This window comes from Massilia sp. Root133 (assembly GCF_001426525.1).
Lineage (GTDB): Bacteria > Pseudomonadota > Gammaproteobacteria > Burkholderiales > Burkholderiaceae_D > Telluria > Telluria orientalis.
The window spans coordinates 36,282-56,625 of record NZ_LMEW01000011.1 but is presented as its reverse complement, the minus strand read 5'-3'; the positions used below and the strand labels follow the sequence as shown (position 1 = coordinate 56,625).

Below are 20,344 nucleotides of genomic sequence, written 5' to 3'. Positions count from 1 at the left end.
TTTGCTTTGCCACTCGGAAAAAATTTTCAGCGTTGCGGGATGCCGACAAAGACCGGCAGTTTGTAACCAGATGTGAACTTATAACGAGAAATAAGCGCGGGCGTTGTAAAAAATATAGTGGAGATGAAAACGATTCCAAACTAGAATGGCCGGGCCCAAAAAACGGACAGGAATACCATGACGCCCTCCTCCGACATGCCCCGTACCGACTCCCGCCTCGACCTCGTCGACGCTCTGCGCGGCTTTGCCATCGTCTCGATCATGCTGCTGCATAACATCGAGCACTTCGATCTCTATTTTTCGCCGCCGGGCGAGCCCGCCTGGCTGAAGGGACTGGGACAACACATCTGGGACGCCATGTTCGCCCTGTTCGGCGGCAAGTCATATGCCATCTTCGCCCTGCTGTTCGGCCTGACGTTCCACCTGCAGTACGACGCCCGGGCCCGGCGCGGGGAGGATTTCCGGCCGCGCTTCGCGTGGCGGATGCTGCTCCTGCTCGGGTTCGGCCTGGTGAATTCCGCGTTCTACCATGGCGACATCCTGTCGATCTATGCCGTGCTCGGCCTCGTGCTGATCCCTGTGGCGCGCCTGGGTACGCGCACCGTCTTCCTGCTGGCCTGCTTCCTGAGCCTGCAGCCGTTCGCGTGGATCGATGCGCTGGCGGCGCTGGACAGCGCGCCGGGCAAGCTGCCCGATCCGGAATCCTGGTCGATGTTCGGCCGCGCAAACCAATACCTGATGCACGGTTCGGTACTCGATGTCTGGATCGGCAACCTCACGAACGGCAAGCACGCCGTGGTGCTGTGGAGCTGGGAAATGGGCCGCGTCCTGCAGATTCCCGGGCTGTTCATGTTCGGCATGCTGGCCGGGCGCCTCGGCCTGTTCGCCGTCAACGACCGGAACATCGGCATCTGGCGGCGCATCTTTTTCGGTGCGCTATTGCTGCTCGGTCCTCTGTTCTTCATTCATAGCCAGCTGGAAACATGGATTGCCGCCGAGGCCCTGCGCCGGCCGGTGGCATCCATCTGCAACCCGCTGCTCAACCTGGACGTCATGCTGCTGCTCGTGACGGGTTTCGCGCTGTTGTTCCGCCGTGCCGCGGGCGCGAGCGTGCTGGGGAAGCTGCGCTGGATGGGACGGATGAGCCTGACGAGCTACATGATGCAATCGATCGTCGGCACGACCTTGTACTATGGCTTCGGCTTCGGCCTGTACGCGGTCGCGGGTACCGTGATGGCATTGTCCATCGGCATCGTGCTGGCCGTACTGCAGGGCACCTTCAGCGCCTGGTGGCTCAAGAGCCACAAGCAGGGCCCGCTTGAAACCGTATGGCACCGCCTGACGTGGATCGGCGCGGCGTCAACGCAAAGCCCTCAGCCCGCGACGCGCGTAAACAACCCCTCGTAGCGCAGCACGACGCCGTCGCCGTCGACGTCGAGGTCGGCGGCGAACGGCCGGGACAGGCTTTCGAACCGCACCCGGTCGGGCGCCACGCGCGTGTACGCCTGCGCGACGGGCTGGACGTCGAGCTTGGGCAGGTCGACGTACGCGACGCGGATTTCCTGGCGGTCATGCAGCGCATCACCGAGGCGCCGGATCGGCAACGTGTTCGTGAAGGGACTGCCGGACAGGTCGACGTCCGTGCAGCCCTGCAGCGCCGGCAACGGGGTACCGTCCGCGTCAGTCCAGTTGCCGGCCCCGTCGGCGTGCAGGCTCACTTGCCCCTTGCCCGCGACATGGACGCCGAGGCTGCGCACGCGCCATTGTTCGTCGCAGCACAGCAGATAACTGCAGGCGAACAGCCGCCCGCCGGCGGGACCGATGAGGACGCCTTCCGCCGTCACGCCGGCCTCCCCGGTCTCCAGTTCGACACGCTCCAGGCCGCCACCCTGCTCCGTTGCCCAGCGATAGCTGCGTTTCACGTGGCCCTCCCTGTGCTCCATGCACGCTTGATGTAGCACCGAATGTAGCACCCCCAGGCGGAGTTGCGCGCCAGCGAAGAAGGCGTCGCCGTATCATCATGACAAGGCCCGCCGCCGTGGCGGGTTGCTGACAGGGAGACGCCGTGTTCGGTATCGATGCGCGTACGGCCCGCGTGGTGTGGACGGCCGCGCTGGTGATAGCAGGTCTGTACGGCGTCTTTCTCGTGCGGACGACGCTGCTGGTGATGCTGATCGCCGTGCTGTTCAGCTACCTCATCTATCCGTTGTTCGTGCTGGCCCAGCGCGTCGCCGGCGGCCGCGTGCCGCGCACGCTCCTGCTGTGCCTCGTCTACCTCGTCGTGGTCGGGCTCGTCGCGCTGGCCGTCGGGCTGTTCGGCAACACGGTGGCCGAGCAGGCGACGGCGCTCGCGCAACAGTTGCCGACCCTGCTCGATCCCGCCACGCTGGAGCGGCGCCTGCCGCTGCCCCACCTGCTCGAACCCTTGCGCGCGCGCCTGGCCGCTTTCCTGCGCGACCTGTTGCAGGGCGGTTCGGCGGAGGCGATGCCGTTCGTGCGCAACATCGGCTACGGCTTGGTGCACCTGGCCGGCAACCTGATCTACGTCGTCGTCGTCCCGATCCTGAGCTTCCTGATGATCCTGCAGGCGCATGTCTTCGACGAATTGCTCGTGGCGATGCGCCACCGCCGCAACGGCGCGTTCTGGACAGACGTGCTGCACGGCCTGAACGCCTTGCTGTCGAGCTATGTGCGGGCACTGGCCCTGCTGTCGCTGGCGACGCTCCTCGCCTACGGTCTCGTGCTGTCGCTGATGAGGGTGCCGTTCGCGCTGCTGCTGGCCGGCGTCGCGGCCGTGCTGGAAGTGATTCCCGTGCTGGGGCCGCTCGTCGCGGCGGCGGCCATCGTCGGCGTCGCCCTGTTCAGCGGCTACGAGCACGTGGGCTGGATCATTCTCTTCATCGGCGGCTACCGCGTCTTCCAGGACTATATGTTGAGCCCCTGGCTGATGAGCGAGGGCGTCGACGTGCCGCCGATCCTCGTCGTGTTCGGCCTGCTCGCCGGCGAGGAACTGGCCGGCGTGGCCGGCATCTTCCTCTCCGTTCCCTTCCTGGCCGCACTGCGAATGTTTGTCGTGCAAATGCGCCTGCATCGGACCAAGATTACGACTCCACCAACGTCTGGTGATGCAAACGTGTTGTAAACGCCACACGCTCTCAATGTAATGCCGCCATGCACAACTGATAGCGCTATCAGTCCCGTTTTCGCGGTTTCCCTCTGACGCAACAGCGATATGACCCTCATTTCATGCAAATTGCATGAGACGCCCGCCACCCGGTTTGCTCCGCAACATGAATAACGCTTTACAAACCCGCCGCCTTATTGAAGACTTGGCAAAAATGATAGCGCTAACGGTCGCTGTGAATTGACAGAAAGAGAGAGAGAATGGCATCACCAAGCGATGTATCCAACCAGTCGGGCGAAGGCTACCGCTGGGTCGTCATGGGCGTCTGCGGCTGCGGCAAGAGCACGATCGCTGCCGCCCTCGCCGCGGCGTTCGACGTCGCCTTCCTCGAGGGCGACGCGTATCACCCGGCGCCGAACGTGGTCAAGATGTCGGCCGGCATCCCGCTGACGGACGACGACCGCGCCGGCTGGCTGCAAGCCCTGGCCAACGAGATCGGCGCCGCACGCGAACGCGGCACGGGCGTCGTCGTGTCGTGCTCGGCACTCAAGCGCCGCTACCGCGACCTGTTGCGCCAGGCCGACCCGAACCTGCGCTTCGCCCATTTACATGGTCCGCGCGGCACGATCGCGGCACGCATGCAGACGCGCATCGGCCACTACATGCCGATCACCCTGCTGGACAGCCAGTTGCGCGACCTCGAGCCGCTGCAGCCGGACGAAGCCGGCATTACCCTGGACATTACCCAGCCGCCAGACGTCCTGGTGGCCAGCATCATCGCATCGATCAATCAATAAGTCAGTCGTCGCACCCGGCCCAGCCGCCCATCCGAGGCGGCATGCCGACCACATCAGAATAATGGAGACTACCATGCGTACACCACTACAACGCACCCTCATCAACCTCGCCGTCGCCAGCGCGTGCGGCATGCTCGGCGCCGCTCACGCCCAGCAGGCCGAACCGGCACAACAACCCGCTACGGACACACAAGCGGCCCCGGCCGACCAGACCGCCGGCACCACGCCCGCCGTCCCGGAAGCGAACGTCGTGCGCATTTCCGGCTCGCGCATCGCGGCCCGCGGCTTCACGCAGCCGACGCCGACGACGAGCCTGTCCAGCGCCGACCTCGAAAAGGCCGCCAAGCCGAACCTGTTCAACACGCTGGCCGAACTGCCGGCGCTGCAAGGCAGCACGGGCCGCACGACGAGCACCAACAGCACGTCGAGCGGCATCCAGGGTTTGAGCTCGCTGAGCCTGCGCGGCCTGGGCACCATCCGGACCCTGACCCTGCTCGACGGCCAGCGTGTCGTCGGCGCGAACGTCACCGGCGTCACGGACGTCAGCCAGTTCCCGCAACTGCTAGTGAAACGCGTGGACGTCGTCACGGGCGGTGCGTCGGCGTCGTACGGTTCCGATGCGGTGGGTGGCGTCGTCAACTTCATCACCGACAAAAAATTCACGGGTTTTAAAGCCAACGTCGAGGGCGGCCAGACGCGCTACCACGACGACAAGAGCGGCACGCTGCAGGCCGCCTGGGGCAAGGGCTTCATGGACGACCGCCTGCACGCGACCGTCAGCGGCGAGTTCAGCAAGGAAAACGGCATCGATGCGCCGGGCTTCGGCGAAGTGGGCGCAGGCGGCCGCACGTGGTACCGCAACACGGTGTTCCAGCGCCGTCCGCTGTCGCAGACCACCGACGGCAAGCCGGAATACATGGCCATCGACCATGCCCAGCAATACCAGTATTCGAAATACGGTCTGATCACGAACGGCCCGCTGCAGGGCACCGCGTTCGGCGACGGCGGCGTGCCGTACCAGTTCAACTACGGCTCGAACGGCGTGCCGACCGGCACCGGCCAGGTCACGAACTGCGTGAATCCATTCTGCGTGGGCGGCGACCTCTCGGGCAGCGTGGGCGCCGGTACGAACCTCGCGATGAATTTCAAGCGACAAGTCGCCTACACGCGCTTGTCTTGGGACCTCGACGCGGATAACGAGATCTATTTCACCGCGAACTATGCGCAGGTGAAATCGCACTTCTCGCCGAACCCGGGTGCGGCCAAGCAGGCCAACCTGACGATCCAGTGCGACAACCCGTTCCTGCCGGCGTCGATCGCGGCGGCCTGCGCGGCCAACAACATCAAGAGCTTCCAGTACGGCACGGCGAACGCGATCTTCCCGGAAAACATCAACGTCCACCCGACGCGCACGCAGCGCCGCTTCGTCGTCGGCGCGGACGGCACGTTCACGCTGTTCGGCAAGGACTGGTCGTACGACGCGTATGCGGAACACGGCGAGAACACGACGAACATCAACGTCTACGACATCACGCTGAACACGCGCTACAACAACGCGATCGACGCCGTGCGCGATGCCAGCGGCAAGATCGTCTGCCGCAACGCCGTCGCCGCCGCCAACGGTTGCGTGCCGCTGAACATCATCGGCAACAACCCGGTCGATCCGGCCGCGTGGGGCTATATCGCGCCGGGCGCCGGCCCGATCCAGCGCACGACGCAGAGCCAGGACGTGGCCAGCGCCAACTTCAACGGCGAGATCTGGGAAGGCTGGGCCGGTCCGCTGTCGATGGCGACGGGTGCCGAATGGCGCCGCGAGAAATACGACGTGCACGGCGACCCGTACGGCGCCGGCGTCTCCCCGGATTCGATCGGCGGTGCCGCCTACCCGCTCGATCCGACCCTCAACAGCACGGTCGGCAACAACTGGTATGCCGGTAACTATCACAACGGCGCGGGCTCGTACAACGTGCGCGAGGCGTACATCGAGCTGAACCTGCCCGTGCTGAAGTCCGACACCTGGGGCGAGGCGAACCTGAACCTGGCCGACCGCCAGACCAAGTACAGCACCGCCGGCAGCGTCAGCAGCTGGAAGATCGGCGCCACGTGGAAGACGCCGATCGACGGCCTGCGCTTCCGCGCCGTCAGCTCGAAGGACGTGCGCGCACCGAACCTCTCCGAACTGTTCGCGGCACCGGTCGTCGTCAACAACCAGGTGCAGTACCAGGGCAACACGGTCAGCGTGCAGCAGCGCACCGTCGGCAACACGAACCTGCGTCCGGAAATCGCGCGCAACAACTCGTTCGGCATCGTACTGAGCCAGCCGAGCTGGGCGCCGGGCTTCTCGACGTCGCTCGACTACTACGACATCAAGGTCAACGACGTGATCTCGACCTTGTCGATCCAGCAGGAAGTCGACCTGTGCGTGGCCGGCAACCAGGAAATCTGCCAGGCGATGGTGCTGAACAGCCCGGGCAACAACTACGTCACGGTGCAGAACTTCAATCTCGCTTCGCTGCATCTGAAGGGCTTCGACATCGAGTCGGCGTACCGCACGAACCTCGATAAATTCAACCTGCCGGGCCGCTTCACCGTCCGTGCGCTGGCCACCCGCACGCTGCACTTCATCACGGATTCGGGCGTCGTCGGCACGATTCCGTCGGAAGGGGCTGGCGTCAACCTGGGCAACACGCCGAAGTGGAAGCTGCTCGCCACGCAGTCGTGGGATAACGACAAGTTGAGCCTGACCCTCACCGAGCGCTGGTTCAGCGACGGCAAGTACAGCAACGAGTACATCGAGTGCCAGACGAACTGCCCGGTGTCGACCTTGATCCACCCGACCATCTACGACAACAAGATGAAGGGCGCGACCTACGTCGACTTCGGCGGCAGCTACAACGTGTCGAAGCAGCTGATGGTCTACTTCAAGATCGACAACCTGGCGGACCGCGATCCGGAACCGGCACCGCAGGCCAACCCGAGCTTCGCGATCAACCCCGCCCTGTACGACGTCGTGGGACGCACCTACCGCGCCGGCCTGCGCTACAACTTCTAAACGGAGGCCGGCCGTGTGGAACCTGCTGTCCGTACTGCTGGCGGTCGGGCTGCTGACGGTGATGATCGCGTGGGGCAAGATTCAGCCGCTCCTCGCGTTCGTCGTCGCAGCCATCGTCGCCGCCTTGATGCTCGGGATGCCTGCCGCGAAGATCCCGGGCGCCATCGAAAAGGGGATCGGTGACCTGCTCGGGTCCCTGGTCGTCGTGATCTGCCTGGGCGCCGTGTTCGGCAAGCTGATCGCCGACAGCGGCGCGGCCCGGCGCATCGCCATCAGCCTCGTCGACCGGCTCGGCATGGCGCGGATTCCGGTGGCGATGACCGTCACCGGTTTCGTCGTCGGCATGCCGCTGTACTACAACGTCGGCTTCGTGCTGATGATCCCGCTGATCTTCTCGCTCGTGTACCAGTCCGGCCGTCCGGCCGTGGCGCTCGGCATGCCGCTGCTGGCGGGCCTGTCGATCGCGCACGGCTTCCTGCCGCCGCATCCGTCCGCGACGGCGCTCGTCGTCGCCGTGCACGCGGACATGGGCAAGACGCTGCTGTATGGCCTCGTCGTCGCGATCCCCACGCTGATCATCGCCGGGCCGATCTTCGCCATGTCGCTGAAACACATCCGCGCCGAGCCCGCGCCGATGTTCCGCACTGCGCAGCAGGAGATCCCCGACAGCGAGCTGCCGGGCACCTTCAACAGCTTCTTCACCGCATTGCTGCCCGTCGTGGTGCTGGGGGCACTCACGCTCGTCACGATCGTCCGTCCCGACCTGTCCAAGCCGCTCGCATTTCTATCCAGTCCGCTCATCGTGATGCTGTTGTCGTACTTTGTCGCGGTCGTCACGCTGGGTATCGGCCGCGGCCAGCCGTTTTCGAAAGTGACGGACAGCGCCGCGGGCGCGCTGCGCGAGATCTCGCCGATCCTGATGATCATCGCCGGCGCCGGTGGGTTGAAACAGGTGCTGATCGATTCCGGCGTCAGCGCGGAACTGGGCACGCAGCTCGCGCACATGCCCGTGCATCCGCTGCTGCTCGGCTGGGCCGTGGCGACGCTGATCCGCGTGTGCCTGGGCTCCGCCACGGTGGCCGGCATCACGGCGGCCGGCGTCGTCGGGCCGCTCGTGGAAAGCTCCGGCGTGGACCCGAACCTGATGGTCCTCGCCGTCGGCGCAGGGAGCCTGATGTTCAGTCACGTGAACGATTCGGGCTTCTGGATGTTCAAGGAATACTTCGGCCTGTCGCTGAAGGATACGTTCCGCTCGTGGACGATGATGGAGACCCTCGTCGGCGTGTTCGGACTGCTGTTCGTGATGTTGTTGTCGCTGTTCGTCACTCAAGGATAACTATAAATGAAGACTACGCTTTCAACGCTTTTACGTCCGCTGCCGGCGGCGCTTGTGCTCGCGTTCGTGCTAGCAGCGCCAGCATCCGCCGCTTCCGTGTCGGCTTTCCAGACCATGCCCGAGGACCCGCGCGCCGTCGTCGTGCATGCCAAGGGTGACGGCAAGACGGACGACACCGCCGCCATCCAGCAGGCCATCGACGCCGCCGCCAACAAGGGCGAAGGCGGCGTCGTGTTCCTGCCGTCGGGCCGCTACCGCATCACGAAGAGCATCCTGATTCCGCTCGCCGTGCGCGTGTACGGCGTGGGCGCGACGCGTCCCGTGTTCGTGCTGGCGCCGCAGACGCCGGGCTTCCAGCAGGGCGTCGCCAACATGGTGATCTTCACCGGCGGCGACCAGTACACGGTGGGTAAGGTGCCGATGCCCGTCGCCGGCGCCGTCGGCGCGGACAAGGACGTGCGCGACGCGAACTCCGCCACCTTCTACTCCGTGCTGTCGAACGTCGACTTCGAGATCGGCGACGGTAACCCGGCCGCCACCGGCGTGCGCATGCACACGGCGCAGCACTCGAACCTGTCGCACATCGATTTCCATATCGGCAGCGGCCTGGCCGGCGTCTACCACGTCGGCAACATCGCGTACGACCTGAAATTCCACGGGGGCCGCTACGGCATCCTCGCGGAGAAGACGTCGCCCGCGTGGCAGTTCACGCTCGTCGACGCGACGTTCGACGGCCAGCGCGACGCCGCCATCCGCGAACACGAAGCCGGGCTCACGCTGGACAACGTCGACATCCGCGACACCCCGGTCGGCATCGACATCGACCGCGGCTACGGCGACTGGCTGTATGCGAAGAACGTCCGCTTCGAGAACGTGGCGAAGGCCGCCGTCGTCATCAGCAACGAGGACAACGTCTACACGCAGATCGCGTTCGACCACGCCAGCGCTCGTAACGTCCCGACCTTTGCGCAATTCCGCGACAGCGGCAAGACCCTCGCGGGGGCCGGCCGCGCGTACGAGGTCACGGAACTCAACTACGGCATGAAGCTGGACCGGCTGGGCGCGCCGGGGCGCTTCACGACGAACTACAAGACGGGGCCTTTGCCTGCCAAGGCCACGCCGCAGCGTGTGCTGAAAGCGCTGCCGCCGTCGAAAGAATGGGCCAACGTGCACAAATTCGGCGCGAAGGGCGACGGCCGCGCGGACGACACGGCCGCCATCCAGAAGGCCATCGACAGCAACCGCGTCGTGTACCTGCCGCAGGGCTTCTACATCGTCAACGACACGATCCGCATGAAGCCGGACACCGTGATCGTCGGCCTGCACCCGGGCCTGACGCAGCTCGTGCTGCCGAACGGCTCGCCGCTGTTCCAGGGCGTCGACACGCCGAAGGCGCTGCTGGAAAGCGCGCGCGGCGGCGCCGGCATCGTGTCCGGCATCGGCCTCGCGACCGGTGAGGTCAACAACCGCGCCGTCGCGCTGCTGTGGCGCGCGGGCGAGCAATCGCTGGTCGACGACGTCCGCATCCAGGGTGGCCACGGCACGCGCCTGTATGACGGCACGCGCGCCGATCCGTACAAGAAGACGGACCGCTGGGATACGACGGCATGGTGGGACCGCCAGTATCCGAGCGTCTGGGTGACGGACGGCGGCGGCGGCACGTTCACCGGCATCTGGTCGCCGAGCGGCTATGCGCAGGCGGGCTTCTACGTGACGAACACGAAGACGCCGGGCCGCGTGTACGAACTCTCGGCCGAGCACCACATCCGCAACGAGATCGTGCTGGACGGCGTGGAGAACTGGTCGTTCTATGCGCCGCAGACGGAAGAAGAAGTCCGCGACGGCATGGATTCCGTGTCGCTCGATATCCGGAATTCGAAAAACATCCTGATCGCGAACTACCACGGCTACCGCGTCACCCGCTCCATCAAGCCGGCGGTGACGGCTGTGCGCATCGCGAATTCCAGCGACATCCGCTTTCGCAACGTGCACGTGAACGGCGAGAGCGGCTTCGCCACCTGCGACGAAAACGGCTGCACGACGTACGCGCGCGCGTCGAAGTACCCGTACGAGAACGCCATCACCGACATCACGCACAACATCCAGGTGCGCGAGCGCGAATTCGCGATCCTCGACTACACGGGCAAGCAGACGGCCGCGCCGGCACCGCTGGGCAAGGTCGAGAAGGTGGCGGACGGCTTCTACTCCATCGCAGGCGCCGCCGTGGACTCCCACGGCAAGCTGTACTTCATCGACCGCCACTTCAAGCGCGTCCACGCATGGAGCCATGACCGCGGCCTGGAGATCGTGCGCGACGCGCCGCTCGACCCGATCAACCTCGCCATCGACCGCAGCGGCAACGTGATGGTCGTGTCGCACTACGGCCCGAGCGCGAGCGTGTATGCGTTCAAGCCGGACGTGCCGCCGACGCCGGAAGGCTACACGATGATCAAGCCGACGGCCGTCGCAGCGCGTGCGGATGCGCGTGTGGCCATTCCCGTCAACTTCTGGCAGAACGGCGAGTTCCAGGACCAGATCGATCCGAAGACCTACGAGTTCACCACCTTGAGCGAGATGTTCGCGCGCGACGTGGCGAAGCCGAAGGCGCAGGAATACGTGTCGCCGGACGGCAGCCTCGTGCTCCCGGCATGGCGCGTGACGCGCCAGGGGCCGACGAACCACTTGGGCTACCGCTGGTCCGACACGCTGGACACGCACGGCTTTACCAGCGCCCGCGTGGGCGAGCGCGTGATCTTCACGAACGGTTCCGAGAACCGCACGTTCAGTGGCCTCGTGGGCCAGGGCGGCGCCATCACGGACCTGAAGCAGGTGGCCGACCGCGGCGGCGAGAGCGCGACCCTGGGCCCGGACGGCAACGTCTACGTCGCCAACGGCCAGGTGTTCATCTATGGCCCGGACGGCAAGGAACGCGGCCGCATCGACGTGCCGGAACGGCCGCTGCAGCTGATCTTCGGCGGTGCGGACAAGCGCACGTTGTTCATCCTGACGCACCACAGCCTGTACACAAGCCATGTCGACTAAGCGCATCGTTGTCTCCGCCCTGCTGGCGCTGGGCTGCGCCGGCAGCGCCCTCGCCCAGCAGGCCGTGCAACTGTGGCCCGACGGCGCGCCCGGTTCCGAGAAGCGCCACGGCGAGCCCGAGAAGCTGACGGACGGCGCGTACGTCAGCAACGTGCACGACCCGTCGCTGACGGTGCTGCGCGCCGACCCGCGCCATGCGAACGGCGCGGCGATCGTCGTCGTGCCGGGCGGCGGGCATCGCATGCTCGTGTTCCAGAACGAGGGTGTCGTGGCGGGCAAGCTGCTGAACCGCATGGGCGTGACGGCCTTCGTCTTGAAATACCGGCTGGCGCGCGATCCGGATTCCGCCGGCTACAGCATCGAAGGCGATGGCGCGGCGGACCTGCGGCGCGCCGTGCGCTGGGTGCGCGCGCATGCGGGCGAGTACGGCATCGACCCGCAGCGCGTGGGCATCATGGGCTTCTCGGCGGGCGGCGAACTCGTGTCGCTCGTCGCCGACAATCCGGAGCCCGCGCCACGCGGAAAAGCCGATGCGCTGGACCGCCAGAGCGCGCGCCCGGACTTCCAGGTGCTCGTGTATCCCGGACCGCTGGGCTCTCCCGCGAAAGCCGTGGACGGGGCGCCGCCCGCGTTCCTCGTCGCCGGCTCGCGCGACACGTGCTGCATGCCGCCCACCATCACCCTGTACCAGCAGCTCGTGAAGGCCGGCGTGTCGGCCGAGCTGCACCTGTACGCGGACACGGACCACGCCTTCAACGTGGGCCAGCGCGGCGAACGCATCTCGCTGCAGCACTGGCCGGATCGCCTCGCGGACTGGCTGTCCGACGGCGGCTGGCTCGTGCCGCGCAATGGGCGCAAGCCGGAAGGCGTGCCTGCACCTTGAAAGGATCATCATGAAACGCATCGTATCGACGTTGGCGGTGGCCGCTGCCGTGGCCACGCCGGCGGCCTGGGCGGCGGACGTGCAGTACAAGCTGCTCGTGCTGGCCATCCCCAACAAGTACCACTACGAATACATCCCGATCGCGCGCGAGAGCCTGGAAAAGCTGGCGAAGCTGCACGCGTTCGACTTCACGTACACGAACAAGCCCGAGGTGTTCGACGGCGACCTGAAACAGTACGCGGCCGTCGTCTTCCTCAACACGCCTGGCGAGGAACTGAATCCGGCGCAGCGCGCGAAGTTCGAGGCCTACATGCGTGACGGCGGGAATGCCGTTGTCGTGCACCGCGCCGCGATCACGCCGCCGAACGGGTGGGTGTGGTACGAGAAGCTCGTCGGCCGCTCGTTCAAGACGCACCCGATGCTGCAGACGGGCGCCGTCGACGTCGTGGATAAAACGTTCCCCGCGACGTTCGGCATCCCGCCGCGCTGGATGTGGAGCGACGAGTGGTACGAGACGGCGAACCCGTACAAGGTCGCCATCCACCCCGTGCTGAACATCGATGAATCCAGCTACGACGTCACGAAGATCTGGCCCGGCCAGGTGTCGACGGGCATGGGCAAGGATCACCCGGTGTCGTGGTACCACACGGTCGAAAAAGGCCGCGTGTTCGTCACGCTGCTGGGCCACAACGGCGACATGTACCGCGACCCGCAATATCTCGCGCACCTGATGGGCGGGATCTGGTGGGCGGCGACGGGCCGCGGCCAGCAGCGCTGAAAATTCGGGGTCAAAAAATTCGGGGTCAGAGTGCTCTGACCCCGAATTTATCTGGTGGGCTGTTTCAGGGCCAGCGGCGTCAGGCGGCACTGTAGAAGGACAGCCAATCTTCCAGCCGGCTGCGCCAGAACTGGGCGTCGTGGCCGCCGCTGCCCACGTGCAGTTCGCTGGCGGCGCCCAGCACCGCCTGCATCGCCTCGTCCTGCTTGCGCAGCGGGTCGCGGTCGCCGACGTCGAGGTAGAAGCGCAGGCCGCGCAGGTCAGTGTGCTGCGCCAGCAGCAGCGGATCGCGTTGCGCGCGCAGGGCCGGCGTCGGGTACAGCCAGTCGCGCTGGCCGGTGAACTGGTCCGCGCTGCTGTCGTCCCACAACGCGGCACTGTGCGCGCCCACGCGGGAGAACATCTCCGGGTGGCGCAATGCGAGATGCAGCGCGGCGAATCCGCCCATCGACACGCCGCCGATGCGGCGGTCCGCCCGCGTGGCCGTCACGCCGAGCCGCGATTCGACGGCCGGCAGCATCTCCGTCATCAGATAATCCTCGTACAGGCCGATCGTGCCGCCGGCACTCGAGGTGCCTTGCGCCGGCGTCGTGTTCACGCCGAAGCCGTTGTCGTAGTCGGGCGCGGCGATGACGAGCGGTGTGCCCAGCCGGTCGGCCGCGCGGTTGATGGCCAGGCCGGCGTCGAAGAACGCTGCGCCGTTGCCGCCGAAGCCGTGGAGCAGGTAGAGGATGGGATGGCGCGCGCCGCCCGGCGGCAGGTAGAGCGCGACGTTCATCGTGCGCCCGAGCGCGCGGCTCGCGACGGCGAGGGTGTCGACGGTGCCCGCCGGTGCGGCAGGGAGCGGCGCGACGGTCTGCTGAACCGAAGCGTTGCCGCCTCCGCAACCGGCCAGGCAGGCAGCCGTGGCAAGCAAAAAACACCGACGTTCCATCCGTGGCCTCCCATGAGCACCAGCTCATTCTAGCCACGAATGGAACGGGCTTTCTTCAGGCAGTCTTCAATAATTGAAGCCCGCGCGGATGCCGAACATGCGCGGCTCGACGTAGGTGGCTTTCATGAAGCCGCCCCACAGCGAATCGCTGCTCGTCTTGGCGCGCTTGTCCGTCACGTTGCGCACGTACGCTTCCGCATACCAGTTGCCGTCGGGGGCGTCCAGGCGTGCCGACGCATCCGCCAGCGCATACGCGGCCTGGTAGCGGCCGATGCCGGCCCAGTCCGAGTTGCGCAGGTCGAAATAGGCCTTGTCGCGCCAGTTCACCTTCACGTACGGCGTGAGACGGTAGCCGCCCGGCAGCTCGAACTCCTGCGAGAAGTTCAGGTAGACCTGGTACTTCGGCGTGTTCGGCAGGTGGTTGCCGTCGATGTCGTACAGGCGGCGGCCCAGCAGGGCCTTGTCCGGACCGTTGTAGATGGCCGGGCAAGGCTGGACGCCGAATTCCGCGCGCACGTCGCCGCACTGGTAGTCGTCGCTGTAGTTGTAGAAGCCGTGCACCTTGGTGTCGATGAAGGCGAAGCCGCCGCCCACGCGCGCCCCGCGCCACGGCTTGTAGTCCCATTCCAGTTCCAGGCCCGGGATGCGGGTGTCGCCCACGTTGATCGTGCGCCAGGATTCGTACACGTCGCACTTGGGCTGGTCGGCCGGGCAAGGCAGGCCGTTGTCCGGGATGATCTGGTTGACGAAGTAGTTACCCGTCAGCTGCATGTCCTTGTAGCGCATGTAGAACGCGGTGGCCGAGAGGCTCAGGCGGTTGTCCAGGAAGCGGCCCTTCCAGCCCAGCTCATAGTTGGTGACGGTCTCCGGGCCGTACGGCAGGAAGGTCGCCTCGCCCGGCTTGCCGGTCGCGGCGCACAGGTGGTAGTTGCAGCTGTCGACCTTGTCCGCGAAACCGCCCGCCTTGTAGCCCGTCGACACGGACGCGTACATCATCTGGCGCGGCGTGATCTGGAATTGCAGGCCCGCGCGCCACGTCACCTTGCCCCAGGTTTCCTTGTGATCGTTGTTGGTCGCGTTGGCGTAGCCGGCATAGGCGATCGGACCGCCGCCGGCCCAGCCCATCTGCTGCGTCAGGTCGGTGCCGTCGTGGATCGTGAAGCCCGGCGTGCCCGGGATGCCGCGGTCGTACAGGCCGCGGTAATAGGCCGGGTTGCCGATCCAGTTGGCACCGTACACCTTGCCGCCCTTGTCTTCCTTCGAATCGCGGCTGTAGCGCGCACCCAGCGTGGCCGTCCACTTCGGCGCGAAGCTCCAGTCGGCCTGGCCGAAGATGGCCTTCGAATCGATCTGGCGGTTCGGCTGCGCGTACACCACGCTGCCCGGGTCGCCGAACGGCTTCTGGATCGCTTCCGTCATCTCGTAGTCGATGCGGTTACGCTCGTGCATCCAGAACAGGCCGGACACGTATTTCAAGGAACCCAGCTGCTGCTTGAGCTGCAGTTCGTGCACGGTCGACAGGTAGCGCGAATCCGCGGTGCGGTGCCACGTGTCGCGCAGCGGCCAGGTGCCCCAGTTGCCGTCCTTCGTATTTGGGAACGGGGCAATGTCGGCCCACGACGGCGCGTTCTGCAGGCCCAGGTCGTCGTCCGAGATCTGGCTGCGGCGCTGGTCGGCGACGGCGAAGTTGTAGCTCACCGACGTGCGGTCGTTGACGTTCCAGTCCGCGCCCGCGCGCACCGTGCGGATCTTCATGTCGGTCTGGCCCGGCACGTTGACGTTGATGTAGAACTCGTCGTTGGTGCAGGCATAGCGCGTGCCCACGCCGGCGCCGCAATCGCGGAAGAACGCATAGCCCGCGCCCGAATCCTGGAAGTGCTCGTAGGCGGCGTGCAGGGTGAGGTCCTTGTTGACGCGCAGCAGGGCCTGCAGGCGCGCGGCCCACTCGTTCTGGTTGGTGTAGTAGTCGGACGGGCGGACCTGGCGGTTGTAGCGCATGTCGACGTCCGGCACGCCGTTCGGGACCCAGCCTTTCGACGGCACGTTCGCTTCCGACAGGTCCTGGTGCTGGTCGGCGTAGCCGTCGCGGCGCACGCGCATGAAGGAGCCGCGCAGCGCCAGCTTGTCGTTGACGACGACGTTCTGCACCCAGTTGACCTGCTTCTTGTTGTAGTTGCCCAGGTCCGTCTCCACGCGGCCGTAGTTGCCGTTGAAGTCGGGCTTCGCGGTGATGACGTTGACGCTGCCGCCCGTCGAGTTGCGGCCGAACAGCGTGCCCTGCGGACCGCGCAGCACTTCGAGCTGGTCGATGTCGAACATCAGCGCCTGCGCACCCTGCGGCCGCGGCGAGTACAGGCCGTCGACGTGGAAGCCCACGGCCGGGTCGCCCGTCTCGGTGAAGTTGGTCGACGTGATGCCGCGGATCGTGATCTGCACGCCGTTGTCCAGGCCCGAGTCGATGGTGACGTTGGGGATGTCGTTGGCGAGGTCGCGGATGTTGGTGGCGCCCTTGCGGGTCAGCTGGTCCTGCGAGAACGCCGTCACGGCGACCGGCGTCTTGAGCAGCGAGGTGCTGAAGCGGGTGGCGGTCACCGTCACTTCGGGAATCGTGTCGGCGGACTGCGCAGGCTTGGCGTCGGTTTGCGCCCAGCCGGGCATGGCGGCGAAGGTGCAGGCACTGGCGACGGCCACGCTCATGGCCGTCCGTTTGATTGGATGCAGCATCATATCTCCTTGGTTTTTTGAATTCTGCGTGCCGGCGAACCGGTCACGTATCGACGAGTATTTCAATCGGAATTCGTAAAATCAAAGAATTTCGCCGGACACCTTTCAGTTTCTTCGTCTTTACTAAACAATCAGCTTGTCGCGCAGGTTCAAGGCTGCGCGGCGTCCACCGCGACCGCCTGTTCCGGGCCGTTCCAGGCGCGTACGGCGACCTTCAGCGCGCCTGCCGCACCGGTAAACTCGGCGCTGACGGTCCGGCTCTCGCCCGGCATCAGCGCCACGTAGTTGTCCGACCAGTACACGGGCAGCACGCGCGCGCCGGCCGCGTCGAGCAGGGTCAGTTTCGTGTTCAGCACGGGCACCCTGGACGGATTGGTCAACGTGACGTCCACCTTGCGCGCCGTACCTTCCGTACGGGCGGATGCGCGCACGGTCACGGGCACGCCGGCGAGCGTATCGAGGCCGCGCTGGCGCTCCGGGCTCGTCGATGGCCAGTACACGTTGTCCGACAGCGTGCGGCCCGCGCCGTCGGTCAAGGTCAGCTTGACGACCAGCAGGCCTTCGCGCGCCAGCAGCGGCGCGATGCCGAGATCGATCGGCCCCGACGTGGCGACGCCGGGCACGCTGACGGTGGCGGCGCCTCGGCCCGCCAGGCGGCCGTCGACGGTCCAGGCCTCGAACGCGACGCGCGCCTTGTCCAGCGGCGCGGTCGGGTTGTTGATGACGTCGACCGCATGATCGGGCAGGTTCATTTGTACGTGCACGGGTTCGGACGCGTGTTTCGTGCCGTAGTAGGCGGCGTGCGTGTCGTAGTCGTGGCTGAGGATCTGCCACATCGTGCTCGGCCAGGCCGGCTGCGTCATCCACAGCATGCGGCCGCTGTTCTCGCGCCACAGTCCCGCGTTCATGCCTTCGAAGATCGCGCGGTGCGATTCGTAGTTCATCAGCTGCGCCTTGCGCTCGAAGTCGGCCAGCGACGCCGGCGCGCCGTACTGCCGCTCGAGCGCCTTCATGAACGGTTCCACGCGGCCGTTGCCGCTGGGATGCCAGTCGTGGTACGCGGCGGTGTCGCCCAGCGGCCAGCGCTCGGACGCCGGCACCGCGGCTTCGAATGCTTCACGCGTGGGGAACGACGGCGTGCCCACCTCGACGGCGAAGCCCTTGCCGTGCGTCGTGAAATACGTTTCCGGCGGCTGGTAGTCGTACGGGCCGCTGTTCTGCAGGTTCACGCGGTTCGAACTGCCCGTGTACCAGCGCGTACCGTCTTCCGCATAGATCAGCGCTTCCAGCTTCTCGTTCAGCGCCGGCTGCGGGACGCCCTCGTTGCGGCCGAACCAGGCGACGATCGAGGGGTGGTTGCGGAAACGGCGCACGACGTCGACGGCGTTCGCCATGAACAGGTCGACATCCTGCGGCTCGATGTTGTAGTCCTGCGTCGAGGCCCAGAAGTCGTTCAGCACCATGAGGCCGTATTCGTCGGCGAGCTCGAAGAACGTCTCTTCCGTGTTCTGGCCGACCCAGTTGCGGATGATGTTCACGTGGGCGTCGCGGTGCAGGCGGAAATACGGTTCCAGGCGCGCGCGGTCGACGCGTTTCATGAAGTCGTCCATGCCCCAGTTGCCGCCGCGCGCCGCGATGCGTACGCCGTTGACCTTGATGACGAGGTGCGGCGCCAGGCTGCCGGCATCGGCCAGTTCGCGGATCGCGGCCGTGCCCTCCGCTTCCGCACGCAGGCCGGTGGCCCACTGGTTGCCCGCGACCTTGCGCAGCGCCTCGTGGCGGGCGTCGGTGATACGCACGCCGAGCGCGTGCGCCCTGGTGAAATCGGCCTCCACGCGGCGCAGGTGGCCTGTGCGGTCGACCAGCGACAGTTCGTAGGTCACGCTGCGGATGCCGAACGCGGTGCGCGCATGGTCGGACAGCGCCGCGCCCTGCAGCACGTCGACGTCGAGGTCGTGCAGCTCCGGCTTGCCGTAGCCGTTCGGCCACCACAGGCGCGGCTGCTTCACCTTCAGCGCGGCGAAGTCGTTCGATGCGAAGCGCACGGTGCGCGTGCCGGGCGCCACGTCCAGCGTGCGGCTCACGACAATCGGCTGCATCGATCCCGCCCGGTCGCGGATGGTGGCGCGCACGGTCGCGCGCACGGTCTTGTTCGACAAATTCGTCACCGGCACCTCGATGCCGACGTCGGCCTCATGATGGTCGTCCGCGAGCGCCGTGATCACGTGCGCATCGCCCACGCGCACGTCGCCGGTGCTGCGCAGGACGACGTCCTGCCACAGGCCCGTGTTGCGGTCGCGGACGGACGGGATCCAGTCCCAGCCCTCGGTGGCGATGAAGGTCGGGCCGTCCTGCGCCTGCACGCCGCCGTTCTCGCCGACGCCGGCCGCGACGGATTCCTCGTGCGCGATGCCGGGATGCGGCGGCGGCGACACCTTGACGGCGATGACGTTCTCGCCTGTCGGGTTCAGGTACGGCCCCAGGTCGACGCTGCCGCGCACGAAGGCGCCGCGCGTGGTGCCGGCGCGGCGGCCGTTGACCCAGATCTCGGACGCGTAATTGATGCCCTTGAACGTGACGAACAGGTGACGACCGGGGCGATGGCCGCGCGGCAGCGTGAAGCTCGTGCGGTACCACCAATCCTGGCGGCTGAGGCTTTCCGGGATCGCGAGGTTGTCGAGACCATACGCCGGGCTCGGATAGACGCCGCGGTCGACGAGCGTGGTGAGCACGGTCCCCGGCACCGTGGCCTTGTACCAGCGCGACGCGTCATAGCCGCCGCTGGCGATCTGCTGCGCGGATCCCGGTGCCTGGTCCGCCGATTGCAGCGTCCACGCACGGATCGTCCATTCGTTCGCGCCCCGCGGTTCCAGCGCCGGCCCCGCATAGGCCGGCACGGCGACGGGCTGCGACGGCGGCGTCGCGCTGTGCGGCAGCGTCCATGCGTCCTGCGGCGCGAGCTGGCCGGCCATCTGGCGGGTCTGCAGCGGCCAGTGCGGGCTGCCGTTCTCGAACACGATCATGCCTTCGTTTGGCGGCGTCGCCGCGAGCCGTGCGACGGCCTGTGCGTCGTCGCCCAGCGTCAGCCCCGCCACGCGGCCCGCGAACGCGGCATCGGTCCCCGTGCGGGGTGCGATCGCGATCTGGGCGGCGGCGGCTGCACCGCCTTGCACCTCCTGCCGCGCCACTTCCCTGCCGTTCGCGTACAGGACGACGTGGCGGCCGTCCCGGCTGGCCGCCACATGGGTCCAGGCGCCCGCGGGCAGCGGTACGCCGCTGCGCACCGGCGCACCCGCGCCGCAGAACGCCAGCGTGCCGTCCACGCTGCACAGGTAGCCGATGCCGTCCGCGCCGGCCAGCAGCGCGGTGCCGCGCGCGACTTCCGACGGCTTGAACCAGCCGCCGATGGCGACGCGCTGCGCCGTCAGCGTCACGCCGGCGGGTGCCTTCTTGACCAGGCCATCGGCGGCGGCCGGGAATTCGGCGTTGAACGGTCCCCATGTGGCCGCGTGGGCGGCGGATGCCGCCAGCAACACGGCGGCGAGCAAGGCGTTCAAAAGGCGGGGCGGGCGTGCGGCGGGCGTGGGCAGGCCCGAACTGGCGTGGCGCATGATGGTCTCCGGGGTAGGCATGAAGTACCGGCGCGGACGGCCGGCATCGTTATGCGGCGGATT

General features: G+C 66.8%; 12 protein-coding genes. 8 read left to right on the top strand and 4 right to left on the bottom strand.

Annotation, left to right across the window (positions count from 1 at the left end; translation table 11 throughout):
* The first annotated feature begins 177 nt into the window (after window positions 1-177).
* The gene (locus ASD28_RS10465; protein ID WP_229412261.1) at window positions 178-1,407 is read left to right on the top strand and encodes a DUF418 domain-containing protein; all 1,230 of its coding nucleotides are present in this window, start codon (window positions 178-180) and stop codon (window positions 1,405-1,407) included.
* On the opposite strand, the gene ASD28_RS10460 is transcribed toward ASD28_RS10465, so the two are convergent.
* Window positions 1,374-1,922, bottom strand: a complete 549-nt coding sequence (locus tag ASD28_RS10460) for a putative glycolipid-binding domain-containing protein (RefSeq protein WP_056126887.1) — start codon at window positions 1,920-1,922, stop codon at window positions 1,374-1,376. The two genes, ASD28_RS10465 and ASD28_RS10460, sit on opposite strands and share 34 nt — an antisense overlap.
* Before the next feature lie 143 nt (window positions 1,923-2,065).
* On the opposite strand from ASD28_RS10460, the gene ASD28_RS10455 reads away from it, so the two are divergent.
* The 7 genes from ASD28_RS10455 to ASD28_RS10425 all read left to right on the top strand — a co-directional run bounded on the left by ASD28_RS10455 (window position 2,066) and on the right by ASD28_RS10425 (window position 13,012).
* Window positions 2,066-3,142 carry an AI-2E family transporter gene (locus ASD28_RS10455; protein WP_056126886.1) on the top strand — a complete coding sequence of 359 codons (1,077 nt, stop codon included), beginning with the start codon at window positions 2,066-2,068 and terminating at the stop codon, window positions 3,140-3,142.
* 242 nt (window positions 3,143-3,384) lie between these two features.
* On the top strand, window positions 3,385-3,921 hold the full coding sequence (locus ASD28_RS10450) for a gluconokinase (protein WP_229412262.1): 537 nt from the start codon (window positions 3,385-3,387) through the stop codon (window positions 3,919-3,921).
* Window positions 3,922-3,994: 73 nt separating this feature from the next.
* On the top strand, window positions 3,995-6,973 hold the full coding sequence (locus ASD28_RS10445) for a TonB-dependent receptor domain-containing protein (protein ID WP_056126885.1): 2,979 nt from the start codon (window positions 3,995-3,997) through the stop codon (window positions 6,971-6,973).
* A gap of 13 nt (window positions 6,974-6,986) precedes the next feature.
* On the top strand, window positions 6,987-8,309 hold the full coding sequence (locus tag ASD28_RS10440) for a gluconate:H+ symporter (protein ID WP_056126884.1): 1,323 nt from the start codon (window positions 6,987-6,989) through the stop codon (window positions 8,307-8,309).
* 6 nt (window positions 8,310-8,315) lie between these two features.
* Window positions 8,316-11,351 (top strand): glycosyl hydrolase family 28-related protein, encoded by a 3,036-nt coding sequence (locus tag ASD28_RS10435; RefSeq protein ID WP_056126883.1) that lies wholly within the window; start codon window positions 8,316-8,318, stop codon window positions 11,349-11,351.
* Complete coding sequence (locus ASD28_RS10430) at window positions 11,341-12,234, top strand: alpha/beta hydrolase (protein ID WP_056126882.1); 894 nt, start codon at window positions 11,341-11,343, stop codon at window positions 12,232-12,234. The genes ASD28_RS10435 and ASD28_RS10430 overlap by 11 nt, the downstream gene beginning before the upstream one ends.
* 10 nt (window positions 12,235-12,244) lie before the next feature.
* Window positions 12,245-13,012 carry a ThuA domain-containing protein gene (locus ASD28_RS10425; protein WP_056126881.1) on the top strand — a complete coding sequence of 256 codons (768 nt, stop codon included), beginning with the start codon at window positions 12,245-12,247 and terminating at the stop codon, window positions 13,010-13,012.
* 79 nt (window positions 13,013-13,091) lie between these two features.
* Here ASD28_RS10425 and ASD28_RS10420 read toward each other — a convergent pair whose 3' ends face one another.
* The 3 genes from ASD28_RS10420 to ASD28_RS10410 form a co-directional block, all read right to left on the bottom strand.
* Window positions 13,092-13,928, bottom strand: a complete 837-nt coding sequence (locus tag ASD28_RS10420) for an esterase family protein (RefSeq protein WP_056126880.1) — start codon at window positions 13,926-13,928, stop codon at window positions 13,092-13,094.
* An 84-nt stretch (window positions 13,929-14,012) separates the two neighbouring features.
* A complete protein-coding gene (locus ASD28_RS10415) occupies window positions 14,013-16,670 on the bottom strand; it encodes a TonB-dependent receptor (RefSeq protein WP_056126956.1) in 2,658 nt (885 codons plus the stop codon).
* A gap of 149 nt (window positions 16,671-16,819) precedes the next feature.
* The gene (locus ASD28_RS10410; protein WP_056126954.1) at window positions 16,820-20,281 is read right to left on the bottom strand and encodes a glycoside hydrolase family 2; all 3,462 of its coding nucleotides are present in this window, start codon (window positions 20,279-20,281) and stop codon (window positions 16,820-16,822) included.
* Between the last annotated feature and the right edge of the window lie 63 nt (window positions 20,282-20,344).

Coding starts and splice junctions, on each gene's coding strand:
- ASD28_RS10445 (WP_056126885.1), top strand. CDS start 3,995: ATGCGTACACCACTACAACGCACCCTCATCAACCTCGCCGTCGCCAGC.
- ASD28_RS10435 (WP_056126883.1), top strand. CDS start 8,316: ATGAAGACTACGCTTTCAACGCTTTTACGTCCGCTGCCGGCGGCGCTT.
- ASD28_RS10465 (WP_229412261.1), top strand. CDS start 178: ATGACGCCCTCCTCCGACATGCCCCGTACCGACTCCCGCCTCGACCTC.
- ASD28_RS10425 (WP_056126881.1), top strand. CDS start 12,245: ATGAAACGCATCGTATCGACGTTGGCGGTGGCCGCTGCCGTGGCCACG.
- ASD28_RS10410 (WP_056126954.1), bottom strand. CDS start 20,281: ATGCGCCACGCCAGTTCGGGCCTGCCCACGCCCGCCGCACGCCCGCCC.
- ASD28_RS10415 (WP_056126956.1), bottom strand. CDS start 16,670: ATGCTGCATCCAATCAAACGGACGGCCATGAGCGTGGCCGTCGCCAGT.
- ASD28_RS10430 (WP_056126882.1), top strand. CDS start 11,341: ATGTCGACTAAGCGCATCGTTGTCTCCGCCCTGCTGGCGCTGGGCTGC.
- ASD28_RS10450 (WP_229412262.1), top strand. CDS start 3,385: ATGGCATCACCAAGCGATGTATCCAACCAGTCGGGCGAAGGCTACCGC.